Genomic DNA, 14892 nt, shown 5'->3' with positions numbered 1-14892 from the left:
GCACGACACGATGAACTCGCAGACCATGGATCGCGCCGACGTCTGCACGGCCGAGGCGGTCGTTTCCGAATACACGTGTCCGGTGCCGCACACTCCTCAGGCGGTCAGCGGCATACGACGCCGTGCGCTCGGCGTGCTGGCGGCGTGGGGAACGCCCGGGGACGCCGCGCAGGAGGCCGTGCTGGTGATCTCCGAGATGGTGACCAACGCCGTACTCCACGCCCTGCCGCCGGCCGAGCTCCGGCTCCTCCTCTGCTCGGAGGACGATCACCACGTCATCCGGGTCGAGGTAACCGACGCCGGAGAAGCCCCCGTGTGGCCGGGGACCGGGACGTCCCCGGACGAGAGCGGGCGGGGCGCCGTCGTCGTCGACGCCCTCGCCCTCCGGCACGGCTCCCTGAGCCGTCCCTGCGGGACCACCACGTGGTGGGCGGACCTGCCGGCCCGCTGAGCCGGCCGTACGCCCGCGGAACTCAGCGGCGCAGGGTCTCCGACGGCGCCTCCCCGAAACGCCGGCGGTAGGCGAGGGCGAACCGCCCGAGGTGGACGAACCCCCAGCGGTAGGCGACGTCGGTGACCGTGGTGGCGCCCGGATCATGGACCGTGAGTTCGGCACGCACCCGATCGAGGCGCACCTCGCGCAGGTAGCTCATGGGCGTCGTCTCCATCTGACGCCGGAACCCCTCCTGCAGCGCCCGCGCGCCGACGCCCACCGCCTCGGCGATCTCCTCCACGGTGAGCGGTTCCGCCGCCCGCGCCTCAATCAGGTCCACGGCCCGTTCCACCGCCGTCGGCGCGACACGGGGCTGCCCGCCCGACAGCGCCTCGCTGTAGTTGCTGGGCTGGGCCAGCAGCAACTGCGTCATCAGCAGCCCCTCCAGCTGCCTGAGCGCGACGGGCTGCTCCAGCATGGCGCCGCCGGTCTCCGCCTCCCGCCTGAGCAGGTCGACGACCGACAGCCACGATCGGACGGGGGGCCGGGTCAGGTCCATGCCGAGGGAGAAGGTGAGCGGCCTGCGCGGCGTGCGCCCCATGAGCTTGGCGAGGTGGGCTTCGAGCGCGGCGCGGTCGAAACGGGCGATCAACGACTCGTGTCCGGGGGACCACCGCATGCACATGGGCCGGGTCAGCGACAGTACGGCGGCGAGCTCCGGCGTCGCCGTTATCCGTTCCCGTCCGTGGGACACCTCCGCGACGCCGGTCAGCGGGATCTCGACGAGCAGGTAGCTGTCCAGCGGCTGCGGCGTGATCAGCACCTCCGTGCCGTAGCCGAGGGAGTACAGCCCGATGCCGTCGAGCGTCATCCCGTTCATGCGGACGTCGAGCCGGCTCTCCGGATTCACCGGGCGCAGCCCGTGGTCGCCGAGGTCGTTCCCGACCCTCCTACGGGCCTCGTCGACGTCGTGCGTGTGCAGCCGCTGATGCGCGGCGAATGGTAGTGAGTGTTCGGCCATTTTCGCCTCCCCAAGCGGGCAGGCCCCCCGTTCCCGCAGCTGGCGGGCGTGACACAAGCCTATGCGCGCGACCCTCCCCGGCGGCACCCGCCGCGTGGGACCGGACCGGACGATCAGATCAGGCGGCGGGAGACGATTCCGGTGCCGACATCGTGGCCGCACCAGAGGCGGAACCGTTCCCCGGGGCGCAGATACTCGACCGCGTCGTCGTCGGTGGTCGCGATGGTCACCACGTGCAGCCAGTCTCCGGGGGTCAGCGGCTCCTCGTCGTCCGCGGTGATCGCCACCTGGAACGGCCGGCTGAGCCGTCTGCCGTGCTCCCCCGTGCAGGCGCAGACCACCAGCGACTGCGTGCGGAAGGGAAGTTCGTGCGGCAGGCCGCCCTGGTCGGAGGGCAGGAGCGTGATCAGTGCCTTTGCTTTGACGGTCATCGAGACCACCGACTTCCACGCGACTATTGCACTGCGTCCATTGCACTGTCTATTGCACTGCGTCTATTGCAGTGTGCAACGTTCGTCCCGGCCGATTGCTTCCCCAGGCTCACCCTCCAGTGTGCGCCGGTGCGGTCGAGCCGCGCACCACCAGCTCCGTCGCGAGTTCGACGTGATGCGACTCGACCTGCTCCCCGGCCGCCAGGCGCAGCGCCGTACGCACCGCGACGGCGCCCATCTCCCGCAGCGGCTGCCGCACGGTGGTCAGGGGCGGCGAGGCCATCCGGGCGACCTGCGTGTCGTCGAAGCCCACGACGCTGAGGTCCTCGGGAACGCGCAGCCCCCGCGCCCTGGCCGCCTCCAGCACCCCGAGCGCGATGTCGTCGCAGCCCGCGAAGATCGCCGTCGGCGCCTCGGGCAGGTCGAGCAGGGCCGCCCCGCCCGCCACGCCGTCGTGGTAGTGGAAGTGCCCGGTCCGCACATACCCGGGCAGGACGGGAGCCTCGCCCGTCTCCATGGCGGCCCGGTAGCCGTGCAGCCGGGCCTGGTTGCAGGCCGCGGTGGCCGGGCCGCCGAGGTAGGCGACGCGCCGGTGGCCGAGCGCGAGCAGGTGCTGCGTCGCGGCCATGCCACCGGCGAAGTTCGTCGAGCCGACGCTGGTCACCCGGGCCCGCGGCAGGTTCAGCGGGTCGATCACGACCAGGGGCAGCCGCGCCCGGGCCAGGGCGGTGAGCTGCCCGGAGGTCAGTTCGCCGGTGACGGCGACCAACGCCCGCCGCCCGGCCGCGACCAGTTCGCGCGCCCATCCTCCCGTGCGGTCGGCGTTGCGCCGGATGCTCACCACGACGGCCACGTCGAGATCGGCGCCGGCCTGCACCGCGCCCTGGACGATCTCGGTGGAGTACGCGTTGAGGTCCGCGTCGAACTCCACCTCGATCGTGTCGGGCGCCGCCTCGCCCCGGCGCTGCGGCGGCGCGACGTAGTCGTGCTGCTCCAGCAGCGACAGCACCAGGGAACGGGTCTCCGGCGCGACGTCGCTGCGGCCGTTGAGCACCTTCGACACGGTCGCGACCGACACCCCCGCCGAGGCCGCGACCGTGGCGAGAGTGGCCCGCCTACGACTGGGCGGCATCTGTTCCTCCCTGATCGGGGCCCGCGGCCGGTCGCACTTCCACGGGGGTGACCAGCCGCCGGCCGCGGCCGACGTGGCGCAGCGATCCGGTCAGCCGTACGCGGCCCCGGCACGGCAGGTCCGACGCGGAGGTGCCGACGTAAACGTCGATGTCCCCGGGCTCGACGATCCGCCGCAGGTCGCGGCCGGTGAAGGCGGTCCTGTCCGCGTGCACGGTGAAGGTCGCCCGCGCGCTCTCACCGGGCTCGAGCCGCACCCGGGCGAACCCGGCGAGCTGCCGCATCGGCCTGGTCACCTGCGCCAGCACGTCGTGCAGGTAGAGCTGGACGACCTCCTCGCCCGCCCGGCCCCCGGTGTTGCGCACGCGCACCGACACGGTGAACTCCCCGTCGGTGGGCACCTCCGCGTCACTGATCTCCAGGTCGCCGACCTCGAAGGTGGTGTAGGAGGAGCCGTAGCCGAACGGGAACAGCGGGGTCGGGTCGAGGTTGCTGATGCCGTGGCTGTCGGAGCCCAGCGGCGGCTGCAGGTAGGTGCCGGGCTGCCCGCCCGGGGTCCGCGGGATCTGCACCGGCAGCTTCCCGCTGGGCTGCACCCGGCCGGACAGGACGCCGGCGATGGCCGCCCCGCCCTCCTCGCCCGGCATGAACGCCTGGACGAGCGCGGCGGCCCGGTCGCGCACCCGCCCCAGCGCGTACGGCCGGCCCGACACCACGACCACCACGACCGGCGTGTCCGTGGCGGTCAGCGCGACCAGCAGGTCCTCCTGCGCCCCCGGCAGGCGAAGGTCCTCGGCGTCGCAGCCCTCGCCCGAGGTGCCCTGCCCGAACAGCCCGGCGAGGTCGCCGACGACCGCCACGCACAGGTCGGACTCGCGGGCGGCCGTGAGCGCGGCGGCGAAGCCGGACCGGTCCTCGTCCCGCCAGTCGCAACCCCGCTCGTGGACGATCTCGGCGTCCGGCAGCTCGGCCCGCAGCGCGTCGAGCAGGCTGGGCGCCTCCACGCCGAGCCCGAGATTCGGGTGGCGGGGCAGCACGTGGTTGGGGAAGGCGTAGCAGCCCATGAACGTGCGCGGGTCGTCGGCGCAGGGCCCCACCAGGGCCACCCGGCGCGGCCCCGGACGCCCCTCCCCGAGCAGCGGCAGCGCGTCGCCCGCGTCGAGCAGCACGATGGACCGCTCGGCCAGCTCCCGGGCCAGCGCCCGGTTGGCCGGCGAGTCGAGGTCCACGGTGTCCGCGCCGGCCACCGACCCCTCCGGCGTCCAGTCCGGGTCGAGCAGCCCGAGCTGCACCTTCTGGGTGAGCAGGCGGCGCGCGGCCCGGTCCACCAGCTCCTCGGGCAGCTCGCCCCGCCGCACCCGCTCGGCCAGGTGCAGGCCGAAGCCGAGCGTGTCGGGCAGCTCGACATCGAGGCCGGCGGTCAGCGCGAGCACCCCGGCCTCCTCGTGGTCCGCGGCGACCTGGTGCATCTTCGCGAGGAACGCGATCGCCCAGTAGTCCGACACGACCGTGCCGGTGAACCCCCACTCGTCGCGCAGCACCTCGGTCAGCAGCCACGGGTCGGCGGCGGCGGGCACGCCGTCCACGTCCGAGTAGGAGTTCATGACCGAGCGCGCGCCGCCCTCGGCGATGGCGGTCTCGAACGTCGGCAGGATCATGTCCATCAACTCGCGCCTGCCCATCGGGACCGGGCCGTGGTTGCGGGCCGCCCGCGACGCGGAGTAACCGGCGAAGTGCTTGAGCGTGGCGATGACGCCGGCGTTCTCCAGGCCGCGCACGTAGGCCGCGCCGAGCGTCGCGACGAGGTACGGATCCTCGCCCATGGTCTCCTCGACCCGGCCCCAGCGGTAGTCGCGCACCACGTCCAGCACCGGCGACAGGCCCTGGTGGGCGCCCACGGCGCGCATGTCCCTGCCGATGGCGGCGGCCATCCGCTCCACCAGTTCGGGGTCGAAGGTCGCGCCCCAGGCGATGGCCGCCGGGTAGACGGTCGCGCCGTAGGTGGTGAAACCGGTCAGGCACTCCTCGTGGACCAGCGCGGGGATGCCGAGCCGGGAGTGCTTCACCACCTCGCGCTGCAGCCGCACCACCTCCGCCGCGCCCTCCACCGCCGTCACCGGAGCGCTGCCGAACACCCGCGTCAGGTGACCGAGCCCGTGGCGTACGGCCTCCTCGATGGGCACCGTTCCCGAGGCGGCGAAGACGTCCTGCATGGGGGCCACGTTGTGCGCGTTGTCGGGCTCCACCTCCTCCGGGGACTGCATGTCGTTGCCGATCCACCGGCTCCCGAGCTGGCCGACCTTCTCTTCAAGGGTCATCTCCGCGAGGAGGGCCTCGACCCGGTCGGCCACGGGGAGTGCCGGGTCCTGCCACGCCCGGAGCGTCCCGTCCGCCGCGTGCGTCCGATCTGGGGCCGTCATCTGCTCTCCTCAAAAAGGTTTCGAAACATTTCGGCGTCGCGGGCGGTTCTGTCGGCTTTCTTTCGGCCGACCATGATCACCAGGCGAGACGCCTGTTCGTCGGTACTTTACACACGCATCACGTTGAGCTGGAGAGGTCGTGAGAGCGCTCTTGACAGTCAGGTATCGCAAATCTAGATTGGCGTGCCACGCGGCTTGTGTCGAAATGTTTCGAACGAGCTGACTTCAAGAAGGAGTGGACAGTGGCACTGGGGTGCCGATCCACGTCGCCCCCGCCGCGTCCGAGAATTTTTCAACGAGCCGCGGCCAGCCTCGGCATTCGACGTACGGAGATCAGCGTGGAGTCCAGGACATCATCCCGCCGCACCTTCCTCACCCTCTCCATGGGCCTCCCCCTCGGTGCCGCGTTGGCGGCCTGCGGCACGTCCGGCCCCGCCCCTTCCGGCGGAGGTGCCGGCGGCGGCGCCACGGGCGGCAGCGGCGGCGGAGGGGCCAAGGCCACCTACTGGTTCCTGCAGGGCCCGCCCGGAGAGGCCCCCCGCACCGCGGCCGTCGAGCGGTTCAACAAGGCCAACCCCAACGGCCAGATCCAGCTGACGACCATCCAGAACGACGCGTACAAGACGAAGATCAAGACCGCGATCGGGGCCAACCAGGCGCCCACCATCATCTGGGGCTGGGGCGGCGGCGGTCTGCGCAGCTACGTGCAGGCCGGCCAGGTCGAGGACCTCACCTCGTGGTTCGAGCAGAACTCCGCCGTGAAGGACCGGCTGTTCCCCGGCGCCTTCGGCGCCGCGACGATCGACGGCAAGATCTACGCGATGCCGTGCGAGACCGTGCAGCCGATCGTGCTGTTCTACAACAAGAAGGTCTTCGAGAAGGTCGGGGCGCAGCCGCCGCAGTCGTACGGCGACATCCTCGACCTGGTGAAGAAGTTCAACGCGGCGGGGATCGCGCCGTTCTCCCTGGCCGGCCAGTCGCGCTGGACGAACATGATGTGGCTGGAGTTCCTCTTCGACCGCATCGGCGGCCCCGAGGTGTTCCAGGCCGTCTTCGACGGCGAGAAGGATGCCTGGAACAACCCCGCCTCCATCGAGGCCCTGACCAAGATGCAGGAGCTCATCAAGGCCAACGCGTTCATCAAGGGCTTCTCCTCCATCACCGCCGACTCCAACGCCGACCAGGCGCTGCTGTACACCGGCAAGGCCGCGATGATGCTGCACGGCAGCTGGTCGTACGGCATCCAGCAGGCGCAGGGCGGCGACATCGTCCCCAGCGGCGGCCTCGGCTGGATGAACTTCCCGCCGGTCGACGGCGGCAAGGGCGACCCGAGCGACACCGTCGGCAACCCCGGCCAGTACCTGTCGATCTCCTCCAAGGCGACGCCCGAGCAGAAGGAGATCGCCAAGAAGTTCTTCGCCACCGGGGTCCTCGACGACCAGGAGCAGAAGGACTGGGTCGGCACCGGTGGCGTGCCGATCGTCAAGGGCTCCGACAAGCTGTTCACCGGCTCCAAGGACGCCGAGTTCCTGAACTTCATCTACGGCGTCTCCAGCAATGCCAAGGTGTTCGCCCAGTCCTGGGACCAGGCGCTCAGCCCCACCGCGGCCGAGGTGCTGCTGGACAACATCGCCAAGCTGTTCCAGCTGTCGATCTCGCCGCAGCAGTTCGCGACGAACATGAACGCGGTTATCGGTAAGTAAGCATGTCCGCTATCCCTGCTCGAAGGACGTCGTCCGCCGTCGCGCCGAAGGCGCGCGGCGGCGCCGTCCTGCCGTGGCTGGCCACGCCGGCCCTGGTGGCCTTCGTGGCCTTCGCGCTGATTCCGCTGCTCGGGGTCCTGCTGCTCAGCTTCACGTCCTGGGACACGCTGGGCGAGATCAAGCTGACCGGGCTCGATAGCTGGCGGTCGGTGCTCACCGACCCCGGCCTGCCGCACGCGCTGTGGGTGACGTTCCTGATCACGGCACTCTCCTGGGCGGTCCAGACACCGGCCAGCATCCTGATCGGGGTGTTCCTGGCGGGCCGTCAGCGCTACCGCGAACTGCTCGCGGTGCTGTACTTCATCCCGCTGCTCCTCAGCTCGGCGGCCATCGCGATCACCTTCAAGGCGCTGCTCGACCCGAACTTCGGGCTCGGCGCGGGGCTGCACCTCGACCTGCTCAACCAGGACTGGCTCGGCGAGCCCGGTCTCGCCATGGGCGTCGTGATCTTCATCGTGTCCTGGCAGTTCATCCCGTTCCACGCGCTGCTCTACCAGGGCGGCGTGCGGCAGATCCCGCGTTCGCTCTACGAGGCCGCGGAGCTGGACGGCGCGGGGCGGGTCCGCATGTTCTTCAACATCACCCTGCCCCAGCTCAAGTACACCGCCATCACCTCCTCCACGCTGATGGTCGTCGGCTCCCTGACCTTCTTCGACCTGATCTTCGTGCTGACCGAGGGCGGTCCCGGCGACGCCACCCGCGCGCTCGCCCTGGACATGTACAAGCGCGGTTTCCAGGCGAACCTCATGGGAGCGGCCTGTGTGATCGGTGTCATCCTCGTTATCGTGGGTCTCGCTCTGGCGCTGCTGCTGCGCCGGCTGGGCGGCCGCAACCCCAATGCCAGCCAGCTGGAAGGGGCCTGACCGTGACCGCGACCCACACCTCGAGGGCAGCCCAGCGCACCGCGGCGCCAGGGGCGCACGGACGCCGCCGGCCGAAATCGACCTCCCAGCGCCCCAACTGGCTCGCCGGGCTGATGGGCTGGCTGTGGCTGGCCGTGGTGATCGTCCCGATCTACTGGATCGTGATCACCAGCTTCAAGACGCAGTCCAACTACTACATCACCAACCCGCTGCTGCCGCCCAGCGATCCGACCCTGGACAACTACCGGCTCGTGCTCGACCTGGACTTCCCGCTGTACTTCCTGAACAGCCTCCTCGTCGCCATCGGCACGGTCATCCCGTCGGTCCTGTTCGCGTTCATGGCGGCGTACGCGATCGTCCGGAGCGGCGGCGTCAGCCGCTTCCTCCGCGGGGTGAACTCGCTGTTCCTCATGGGCCTGGCCATCCCGCTGCAGGCGACGGTCATCCCGGTCTACCTGCTGATCATCAAGCTGCACCTCTACGACTCGCTGACGGCGCTGATCCTGCCGTCGGTCGCCTTCGCCATCCCGCTGTCGGTGCTGGTGCTGGCCAACTTCATCAGGGACGTGCCCAAGGAACTGTTCGAGTCGATGCGGATGGACGGCGCGACCGAGTGGAAGACGCTGTGGGGCCTGGCCTTCCCGCTCACCCGGCCGGCCGTGGTGACGGTGTCGATCTACAACGCGTTGCAGGTCTGGAACGGGTTCCTGCTGCCGCTGATCCTCACCCAGAGCCCCGACAAGCGCACGCTGCCGCTGGCGCTGGCGGCCTTTCAGGGCGGGCCGTACGGCGTGAACGTGCCCGCCGTGCTGGCCTCCGTGGTGCTGACCATCCTGCCGATGCTGATCCTCTACACGATCGGCCGCCGTCAGCTGCTCAGCGGCCTGACCGCCGGTTTCGGCAAATGAGCACACCGGCGACCGCGAGTGGGAGGAACAGGACGGCGAACACGACACCCGCGAGGTAGGTCAGGTCGACCGGGATGACCGTCATCCCGGCGAACGCGCCGACGAAGACGACGGTGAGCCACCAGCCGGCGACGCCGGCCCGGGCGAGCCCGATGCTCAGCGCGAGCAGTCCAAGAAAGGCGAGCATCTCGGTCCCGCTCCACAGGGGCATGAACGACGAGCCGCTCACGGTGTCGAAGACGCGGAGCGCGACCTCCTTCGGAAGCTGCTGCCCGGTGACCATCACCCACCAGTCGTCACGTACGGCTCCGGACACGTTCAGCATTCCGAGCGCGCTGGCCGGTGCGCCGAGCAGCACCGGCCAGCGCCCCCTGCGGCCACGCACCAGCCCGGGCACGGCGAGGGCGCCCAGCGCGCCCGCGATCAGGCCGTAGTGGAGCAGGATCGCCGACAATTGCGTGACGAAGCCGTCCCGGGCCAGCGACGCGACGTAGTCGGCCGCCGCGTCGGAGTTCTGGGGTGGGCTGGTCAGCATCCCGGCGAGCAGCAGCAGAGGGCCGGCGATCAGGGCGACGCCCGCCGCGCGCCACAGGGGGCGGCCGGCGGGCGTGCCGGCATCGGTGATCGTGTCAGGTGCGAGGGAGGTCATCTCCTGGCTCCATGTCGTTGTCGGCTGCTCCCACAGGTCCGGGGAGCGATCGGTCGCCCGGAAGTCTCGCGCTGCGGCACCCTCCACGACGTCCGCCATCGCGTATCGTCACGGCTCCCCGATTCGGCGTACGCGGCACGCGGCCCGAGTCCGCTTCGCAGGGGATCTGCACACGGCGAAGGTCCGTCGTTCAGCGGATGTCCGCGGCGTCTCTTCTGCTTACGATGAATCACCATGACGACCACGCGGCTGAGGGACGTGCGCCTCGTTCCGCTGCTCTTCGGGCCGCTGATCGGCGCCATGGCCGTTCTGGAGACCTGGCTCGACGACTTCTTCGGCGCCGATGCCACGATCATCTGGATCTCCGGGGTGATGCTGGGCCTGGGCGTGCTGATCGCCGCCTGGCATCCGCTGGCCGGCGCGGTCGTCGCGGCCGCCTGCCTGCCGCTGCCCCTGGTGGTGTTCGGAGTGCCGAGCATCGGCGGTGCCGCGCTGATCGGGCTGATCGCCGTGGTCGCCTGGGCCGGCTGGCGCGAGCCGCCGCGGCGTTCCGCCGTGGCCTTGTGCGTCGCGGGGCTGTCCTTCGCGGGCACTTCGCTGGCGGGCGGCCAGACGCCATGGGAGTTGTTCTTCGTCGCGGCGATCCTGCTGCCGGGCTGGTTCATGGGAGTGCTGGCCCGGCGCAGCGGCGAACGGGCGGTCGAGCTCGCCGCGCTGGCCGCAGCCCTCGACGCGGAACGCGAGGCGAACGCCCAGACCGCGGTGGCCCAGGAGCGCACGCGGATCGCCCGCGAGGTGCACGACGCTGTCGCCCACTCGGTCAGCGTGATGACCCTGCAGCTCGGGGGCCTGCGCCGGTTGCTCGCCGACCGGCCGGTCGAGCAGGAGGTCGTGGCCGGGCTCGAACGTCTCGGCCGGCAGACGGTGGAGGAGATGCGCGGCCTGGTCGGCCTCCTGCGCGAGCGCGTCGACGGCGAGCGGCCCGCGCCGGCGCCCTCGCTGGCCCGGGTCGGTGAGCTGATCGCCGATGTCCGCGCCGCGGGTCTGGAGGTCACCGTGGACGCCCCCGCCGAGATGCCGAAGCTCCCGCCGATCCTGGACCTCACCGCCTACCGGGTGCTCCAGGAGGCCCTGACCAACGTCCTGCGGCACGCCGGCAAGGTGCCGGCCGCGGTCGTCATCGACTGCACCGAGCACGCGCTCACCCTGGACGTACGCAACGGGAAGCCGGCGGGGCGGCCCGCGGTCCCGGCCGTCCGGCGCGGCGGCCACGGGCTGGTCGGCATGCGGGAACGGCTGGCGATGGTGCGCGGCAGCCTGCAGGCCGGTCCCGAGCCGGACGGCGGGTTCGCGGTCCGCGCCCGGTTCCCCATCCCCCGCACATGACAGGAAGAGTGGCGTGACGATCTCGGTGGCCTTGGCGGACGACGAGGCGATGGTCAGGACGGGCCTGCGGCTGGTGCTCAGCGCCGAGCCGGACATCTCGGTCGTCGGCGAGGCGTCCGACGGCGCCGGGGCCCTCGACCTGGTCGCCCGCACCCGGCCGGACGTCGTGCTGATCGACGTGCGCATGCCGAAGATGGACGGACTGGAGGCGTCGCGGCAGCTGGTGCGCGACCACCCGGAGACCAAGGTGATAGTCCTGACCACGTTCGACGAGGACGAGCACGTCGCCGCCGCTCTGCGCGCCGGGGTCAGCGGGTTCCTCCTCAAGATCGCTCCGCCGGAGCGGCTCATCGAGGCGGTGCGGACGGTCGCCGCGGGAGGTGGGCTGCTCGATCCGGCGGTGACCCTGCGGGTGATCGCCTCGTTCGCCGCCCAGCCGGATCTCACGAGCACGAGGAGCCGGACCGCCGAGCTGGCCTCACTCACCGGCCGGGAGACCGATGTGCTGAGGATGCTCGCCCAGGGTCTGACCAACACGCAGATCGCGGCGCGGCTTCACCTGGCGGAGGCGACGGTCAAGACCCACCTGTCCCGGGTCCTTATGAAGCTCGGTATGACCACCCGCGTCCAGGCGGTCGTCTTCGCCTACGAGAGCGGGCTCGTCCGCCCCGGAGAACACGACCGCGGGTGAGCTTTGGGTCTTGTACGGCCGTCCTTCCGGGGCTACGCTCGCGCCAAAACTAATAGGAAACTTTCCTAAGAAAGGGAAGGCCACGCGATCGGCCGTCGTGTCACCCGACGCCTCCTCGCGGACGCCGCTCGGCACCCCGGAAGGACGGCATTGATGAAGAAACGGCTGCTCAGCGCGCTGTTGGTCGCGTTGGGCCTCTGTCTCGCAGGAGTCGGGGCGGGTCCCGCCCCCGCGTCGGCGGCGTCCAGTGCGATGCTCGCGTACGCCGCCTGGGCCCCCAACACCTATTACGCCACGGGGACGCGGGTGACCTACAACGGCATCGACTACGAGTGCATCCAGGCGCACACGTCGCTGACGGGGTGGGAGCCGCCCAACGTCCCGGCGCTGTGGAAGGCGCTCGGGAGCGGGGGCGGCGACACGACGGCCCCGTCCGTCCCGGCCGGCCTGCGGGTGACGGGCACCACGTCGAGCAGTGTGTCGCTCGCGTGGAACGCCTCCACCGACGACGTCGGCGTGACCGGCTACCAGGTCTACCGAGGTTCACAGCTCGTCACCACCGTGACGGGGACGACGTACACCGACGGCGGCCTGGCCTCGGGCACGACGTACAGCTACACGGTCAGGGCGCGGGACGCGGCGGGCAACGTGTCGGCGGCGAGCGCCGCCATCTCGGCCACGACCGCCACCGGTACGGGTGCGCCCGGGCAGCCCGGCGCTCCCACGGTGACAGGCAGCACCGGCACATCGATCTCGCTGTCGTGGACCGCCTCCAGCGGCACCGTGACCGGCTACCGCGTCTACGAGGGCACGACCCAGCGCGCCCAGGTCACGGGCACCACCGCGACGATCGGCTCGCTCGGCGCCTGCACCACCCACACCTACACCGTCAGGGCGTACAACGCCGCGGGCGAGTCGGCGGCGAGCGCGGCCGTCACCGGCACGACCACCGGGTGCTCCTCGGGCGGGGCGCTGCCCAAGCACATCCTCACCGGCTACTGGCACAACTTCGTCAACCCCGCCGTCGAGCTCAGGCTGTCGCAGGTGCCGCAGGACTACGACGTGGTCGCGATCGCGTTCGGAGAGGCGACCAGCACGCCGGGCCAGGTGACGTTCGCCCTCGACTCCGGCCTGTCCACCGCACTCGGCGGATACACCGAGGCCCAGTTCAAGGCCGACGTGCAGGCGCTCAGGCAGCGCGGCCAGAAGGTCATCCTGAGCGTCGGCGGCGAGGCGGGGCACGTGCAGGTGGCGAGTTCCGGGGCGGCCACGGCGTTCGCGAACTCGGTCTACTCGATCATGCAGACCTACGGGTTCGACGGCGTCGACATCGACCTGGAGAACGGCCTCAACGCCACCTACATGGCCCAGGCGCTGCGCGAGCTGCGGGCGAAGGCGGGCTCGGGGCTGATCATCATGATGGCCCCGCAGACCATCGACATGCAGTCGACCGGCATGGAGTATTTCACGCTCGCGCTGAGCATCAAGGACATCCTCACCGTCGTCAACATGCAGTACTACAACTCCGGGGCGATGCTCGGCTGCGACCAGAAGGTCTACAGCCAGGGGACGGTGGACTTCATGACCGCGCTGGCCTGCATCCAGCTGCAGAACGGCCTGCGCCCCGACCAGGTCGCGCTCGGCCTGCCGGCCGGTCCCGGCGCGGCCGGCGGCGGCGTCGTCTCCCCCGGCACGGTCACCAACGCCTTGAACTGCCTGGCTCGGCGCACCAACTGCGGGGCGTTCGTTCCCCCGCAGGCCTACCCCGACATCCGGGGCGCGATGACCTGGTCGATCAACTGGGACGCCGCGAACAACTGGAGCTTCTCCAAGACCGTCAAGCCGTTCCTCACCACCCTCCCCTGAGCCACTGGACGCCCCGCACTCGGGGGTGCGGGGCGTCCAGTCGAAGCGTCAGGCGTAGAGGAACCAGAAGTTGCCGCCGCCGGTTCCCCACTCGCAGCGGAAGGAGGTCCACCACCCCCACTGGATGCCGAGGTTGCCGCCGTTGTAGCAGTCCGACTGGTAGTAGTAGGCGTACCGGATGCTGTCCGCGTGTGCCGGCGCCGTGGCGACGGACACCAGGCCGGCGGCCAGGACGGCGGAGACGAGTAGAGCCCGTACCGTACGCATGCGATCCTCCCGGGATAGACGCCCACAGGGCGAGCGGCACCCGCACTATCGCATCGGAGATCACCGGCGGCCAGAGCCGCAGGACAGCACCGGTCCCGACCTGCCCGGCCGCCGGGGCGGCGCTGAAAAATTCACGAACCCCTGATCACAGGGCGACGGTGCGGAATCCGGCGTTGGCCATGGAGGAGTCGGGGGTGTTCGACGACCGCGCCGAGTTGCGGTAGCGGTTGCAGTAGGAGTCGTGGCACAGGAACGAGCCGCCGCGCAGCACCCGGGCCCTGCCGCGCAGGGGACCGCGCGGGTTGTCCGAGGGCGAGTAGACGTAGTAGTCGGGCCCGTACCAGTCCGCGCACCACTCCCAGACGTTCCCCACCGTCTGCCACAGCCCGTACGCGTTGGGCGCGAACGTACGAACCGGGGCGGTCGTGAGATAGCCGTCGTCCAGGGTGTTCTCCGTGGGGAACACGCCCTGCCAGATGTTCACCCGCCACTCGTCCTGAGGCAGGTCGTCTCCCCACGGGTAGCGGGCGCCGTCGAGGCCGCCCCGGGAGGCGTACTCCCACTCGGCCTCGGTGGGCAGCCGCCGGCCCGCCCACGAGCAGTACGCCATCGCGTCGTTCCAGCTCACGTGGACCACCGGGTGGTCGGGCTCGGCCTCCGAGAGCCGCCCGGCGGGGTGACGCCAGTCGGCGCCGCGCACACCCACCCACCAGGGGGTGCCGGGCACCGGCCCCATCACGTCGTCGGGGTGGGCGCGCATCGCCAGGTGGAAGACGGCGGAGAAGCCGTACTCCTCCGCCTCGGTGCGGTAGCCGGTCCCGTCGGCGAAGGCGGCGAAGTCCGCGACCGTCACGGTCGTGGCGTCGATCGAGAACGGCGCCACCGTGACGGCGTGGACCGGCGTCTCGCCGTCCCCCGGGTTGCCGTCGCCGGTGGCGTCGCCCATCCGGAACTCCCCGCCGGGCAGGCGCACCTGCTCGATCCCGTGCCGGCCCTCCGCCGTGAAGCGGACCGGCTCACGGGGCCGTCCCGGCGTGGCGGGCGTGCAGCAGCTCCCCGACAT

Annotated in this window: 14 protein-coding genes; 7 read left to right on the top strand and 7 right to left on the bottom strand. The window is 71.1% G+C overall.

Going from position 1 to position 14892, the window contains the following annotated elements:
- Positions 1-10 precede the first annotated feature (10 nt).
- The gene (locus IL992_RS15660) at positions 11-451 is read left to right on the top strand and encodes an ATP-binding protein (RefSeq protein ID WP_226872973.1); all 441 of its coding nucleotides are present in this window, start codon (positions 11-13) and stop codon (positions 449-451) included.
- A 22-nt stretch (positions 452-473) separates the two neighbouring features.
- On the opposite strand, the gene IL992_RS15655 is transcribed toward IL992_RS15660, so the two are convergent.
- The 4 genes from IL992_RS15655 to IL992_RS15640 all read right to left on the bottom strand — a co-directional run bounded on the left by IL992_RS15655 (position 474) and on the right by IL992_RS15640 (position 5436).
- Positions 474-1454, bottom strand: a complete 981-nt coding sequence (locus tag IL992_RS15655; protein WP_193204059.1) for an AraC family transcriptional regulator — start codon at positions 1452-1454, stop codon at positions 474-476.
- A 113-nt stretch (positions 1455-1567) separates the two neighbouring features.
- A complete protein-coding gene (locus IL992_RS15650; protein WP_193204058.1) occupies positions 1568-1885 on the bottom strand; it encodes a hypothetical protein in 318 nt (105 codons plus the stop codon).
- A gap of 109 nt (positions 1886-1994) precedes the next feature.
- Entirely contained in the window at positions 1995-3017 is a 1023-nt protein-coding gene (locus IL992_RS15645) for a LacI family DNA-binding transcriptional regulator (RefSeq protein ID WP_193204057.1), read from the bottom strand.
- Positions 3001-5436: a beta-xylosidase/alpha-l-arabinosidase gene (locus IL992_RS15640; protein ID WP_193204056.1), complete on the bottom strand. Its 2436-nt coding sequence runs from the start codon at positions 5434-5436 to the stop codon at positions 3001-3003. The genes IL992_RS15645 and IL992_RS15640 overlap by 17 nt, the downstream gene beginning before the upstream one ends.
- Before the next feature lie 338 nt (positions 5437-5774).
- Between IL992_RS15640 and IL992_RS15635 the strand changes: the two genes are divergently transcribed.
- The 3 genes from IL992_RS15635 to IL992_RS15625 are packed head-to-tail and all read left to right on the top strand — an operon-like array spanning position 5775 to position 8970.
- The gene (locus IL992_RS15635; RefSeq protein ID WP_319018569.1) at positions 5775-7139 is read left to right on the top strand and encodes an extracellular solute-binding protein; all 1365 of its coding nucleotides are present in this window, start codon (positions 5775-5777) and stop codon (positions 7137-7139) included.
- Between the two features lie 2 nt (positions 7140-7141).
- Positions 7142-8062, top strand: a complete 921-nt coding sequence (locus tag IL992_RS15630; protein ID WP_193204055.1) for a carbohydrate ABC transporter permease — start codon at positions 7142-7144, stop codon at positions 8060-8062.
- A gap of 2 nt (positions 8063-8064) precedes the next feature.
- Complete coding sequence (locus IL992_RS15625) at positions 8065-8970, top strand: carbohydrate ABC transporter permease (RefSeq protein WP_404804754.1); 906 nt, start codon at positions 8065-8067, stop codon at positions 8968-8970.
- Here IL992_RS15625 and IL992_RS15620 read toward each other — a convergent pair.
- The gene (locus IL992_RS15620) at positions 8939-9619 is read right to left on the bottom strand and encodes a hypothetical protein (protein WP_193204054.1); all 681 of its coding nucleotides are present in this window, start codon (positions 9617-9619) and stop codon (positions 8939-8941) included. The genes IL992_RS15625 and IL992_RS15620 overlap by 32 nt on opposite strands.
- A gap of 234 nt (positions 9620-9853) precedes the next feature.
- On the opposite strand from IL992_RS15620, the gene IL992_RS15615 reads away from it, so the two are divergent.
- The 3 genes from IL992_RS15615 to IL992_RS15605 all read left to right on the top strand — a co-directional run bounded on the left by IL992_RS15615 (position 9854) and on the right by IL992_RS15605 (position 13562).
- Complete coding sequence (locus tag IL992_RS15615) at positions 9854-11005, top strand: histidine kinase (protein WP_193204053.1); 1152 nt, start codon at positions 9854-9856, stop codon at positions 11003-11005.
- A gap of 13 nt (positions 11006-11018) precedes the next feature.
- Positions 11019-11696 (top strand): response regulator, encoded by a 678-nt coding sequence (locus IL992_RS15610; protein WP_193204052.1) that lies wholly within the window; start codon positions 11019-11021, stop codon positions 11694-11696.
- Positions 11697-11849: 153 nt separating this feature from the next.
- Positions 11850-13562, top strand: coding sequence for a fibronectin type III domain-containing protein (locus IL992_RS15605; protein ID WP_226872972.1), 1713 nt, complete (start codon positions 11850-11852; stop codon positions 13560-13562).
- Positions 13563-13610: 48 nt separating this feature from the next.
- On the opposite strand, the gene IL992_RS15600 is transcribed toward IL992_RS15605, so the two are convergent.
- Both IL992_RS15600 and IL992_RS15595 read right to left on the bottom strand, forming a co-directional pair.
- Complete coding sequence (locus tag IL992_RS15600; RefSeq protein ID WP_142565376.1) at positions 13611-13829, bottom strand: hypothetical protein; 219 nt, start codon at positions 13827-13829, stop codon at positions 13611-13613.
- Between the two features lie 145 nt (positions 13830-13974).
- The gene (locus IL992_RS15595; protein WP_193204051.1) at positions 13975-14892 is read right to left on the bottom strand and encodes a formylglycine-generating enzyme family protein; all 918 of its coding nucleotides are present in this window, start codon (positions 14890-14892) and stop codon (positions 13975-13977) included.

The organism is Microbispora sitophila (genome assembly GCF_014892245.1).
GTDB lineage: Bacteria > Actinomycetota > Actinomycetes > Streptosporangiales > Streptosporangiaceae > Microbispora > Microbispora siamensis.
Note: the sequence above shows the minus strand (reverse complement) of the source record. Positions and strands in the feature narration are given on the sequence as shown.

Bases quoted from the DNA above. Each gene is read 5' to 3' on its own strand.
- IL992_RS15660 (WP_226872973.1), top strand. From the start codon at position 11: ATGAACTCGCAGACCATGGATCGCGCCGACGTCTGCACGGCCGAGGCG.
- IL992_RS15655 (WP_193204059.1), bottom strand. From the start codon at position 1,454: ATGGCCGAACACTCACTACCATTCGCCGCGCATCAGCGGCTGCACACG.
- IL992_RS15650 (WP_193204058.1), bottom strand. From the start codon at position 1,885: ATGACCGTCAAAGCAAAGGCACTGATCACGCTCCTGCCCTCCGACCAG.
- IL992_RS15645 (WP_193204057.1), bottom strand. From the start codon at position 3,017: ATGCCGCCCAGTCGTAGGCGGGCCACTCTCGCCACGGTCGCGGCCTCG.
- IL992_RS15640 (WP_193204056.1), bottom strand. From the start codon at position 5,436: ATGACGGCCCCAGATCGGACGCACGCGGCGGACGGGACGCTCCGGGCG.
- IL992_RS15630 (WP_193204055.1), top strand. From the start codon at position 7,142: ATGTCCGCTATCCCTGCTCGAAGGACGTCGTCCGCCGTCGCGCCGAAG.
- IL992_RS15620 (WP_193204054.1), bottom strand. From the start codon at position 9,619: ATGACCTCCCTCGCACCTGACACGATCACCGATGCCGGCACGCCCGCC.
- IL992_RS15615 (WP_193204053.1), top strand. From the start codon at position 9,854: ATGACGACCACGCGGCTGAGGGACGTGCGCCTCGTTCCGCTGCTCTTC.
- IL992_RS15605 (WP_226872972.1), top strand. From the start codon at position 11,850: ATGAAGAAACGGCTGCTCAGCGCGCTGTTGGTCGCGTTGGGCCTCTGT.
- IL992_RS15600 (WP_142565376.1), bottom strand. From the start codon at position 13,829: ATGCGTACGGTACGGGCTCTACTCGTCTCCGCCGTCCTGGCCGCCGGC.
- IL992_RS15595 (WP_193204051.1), bottom strand. From the start codon at position 14,892: ATGTCGGGGAGCTGCTGCACGCCCGCCACGCCGGGACGGCCCCGTGAG.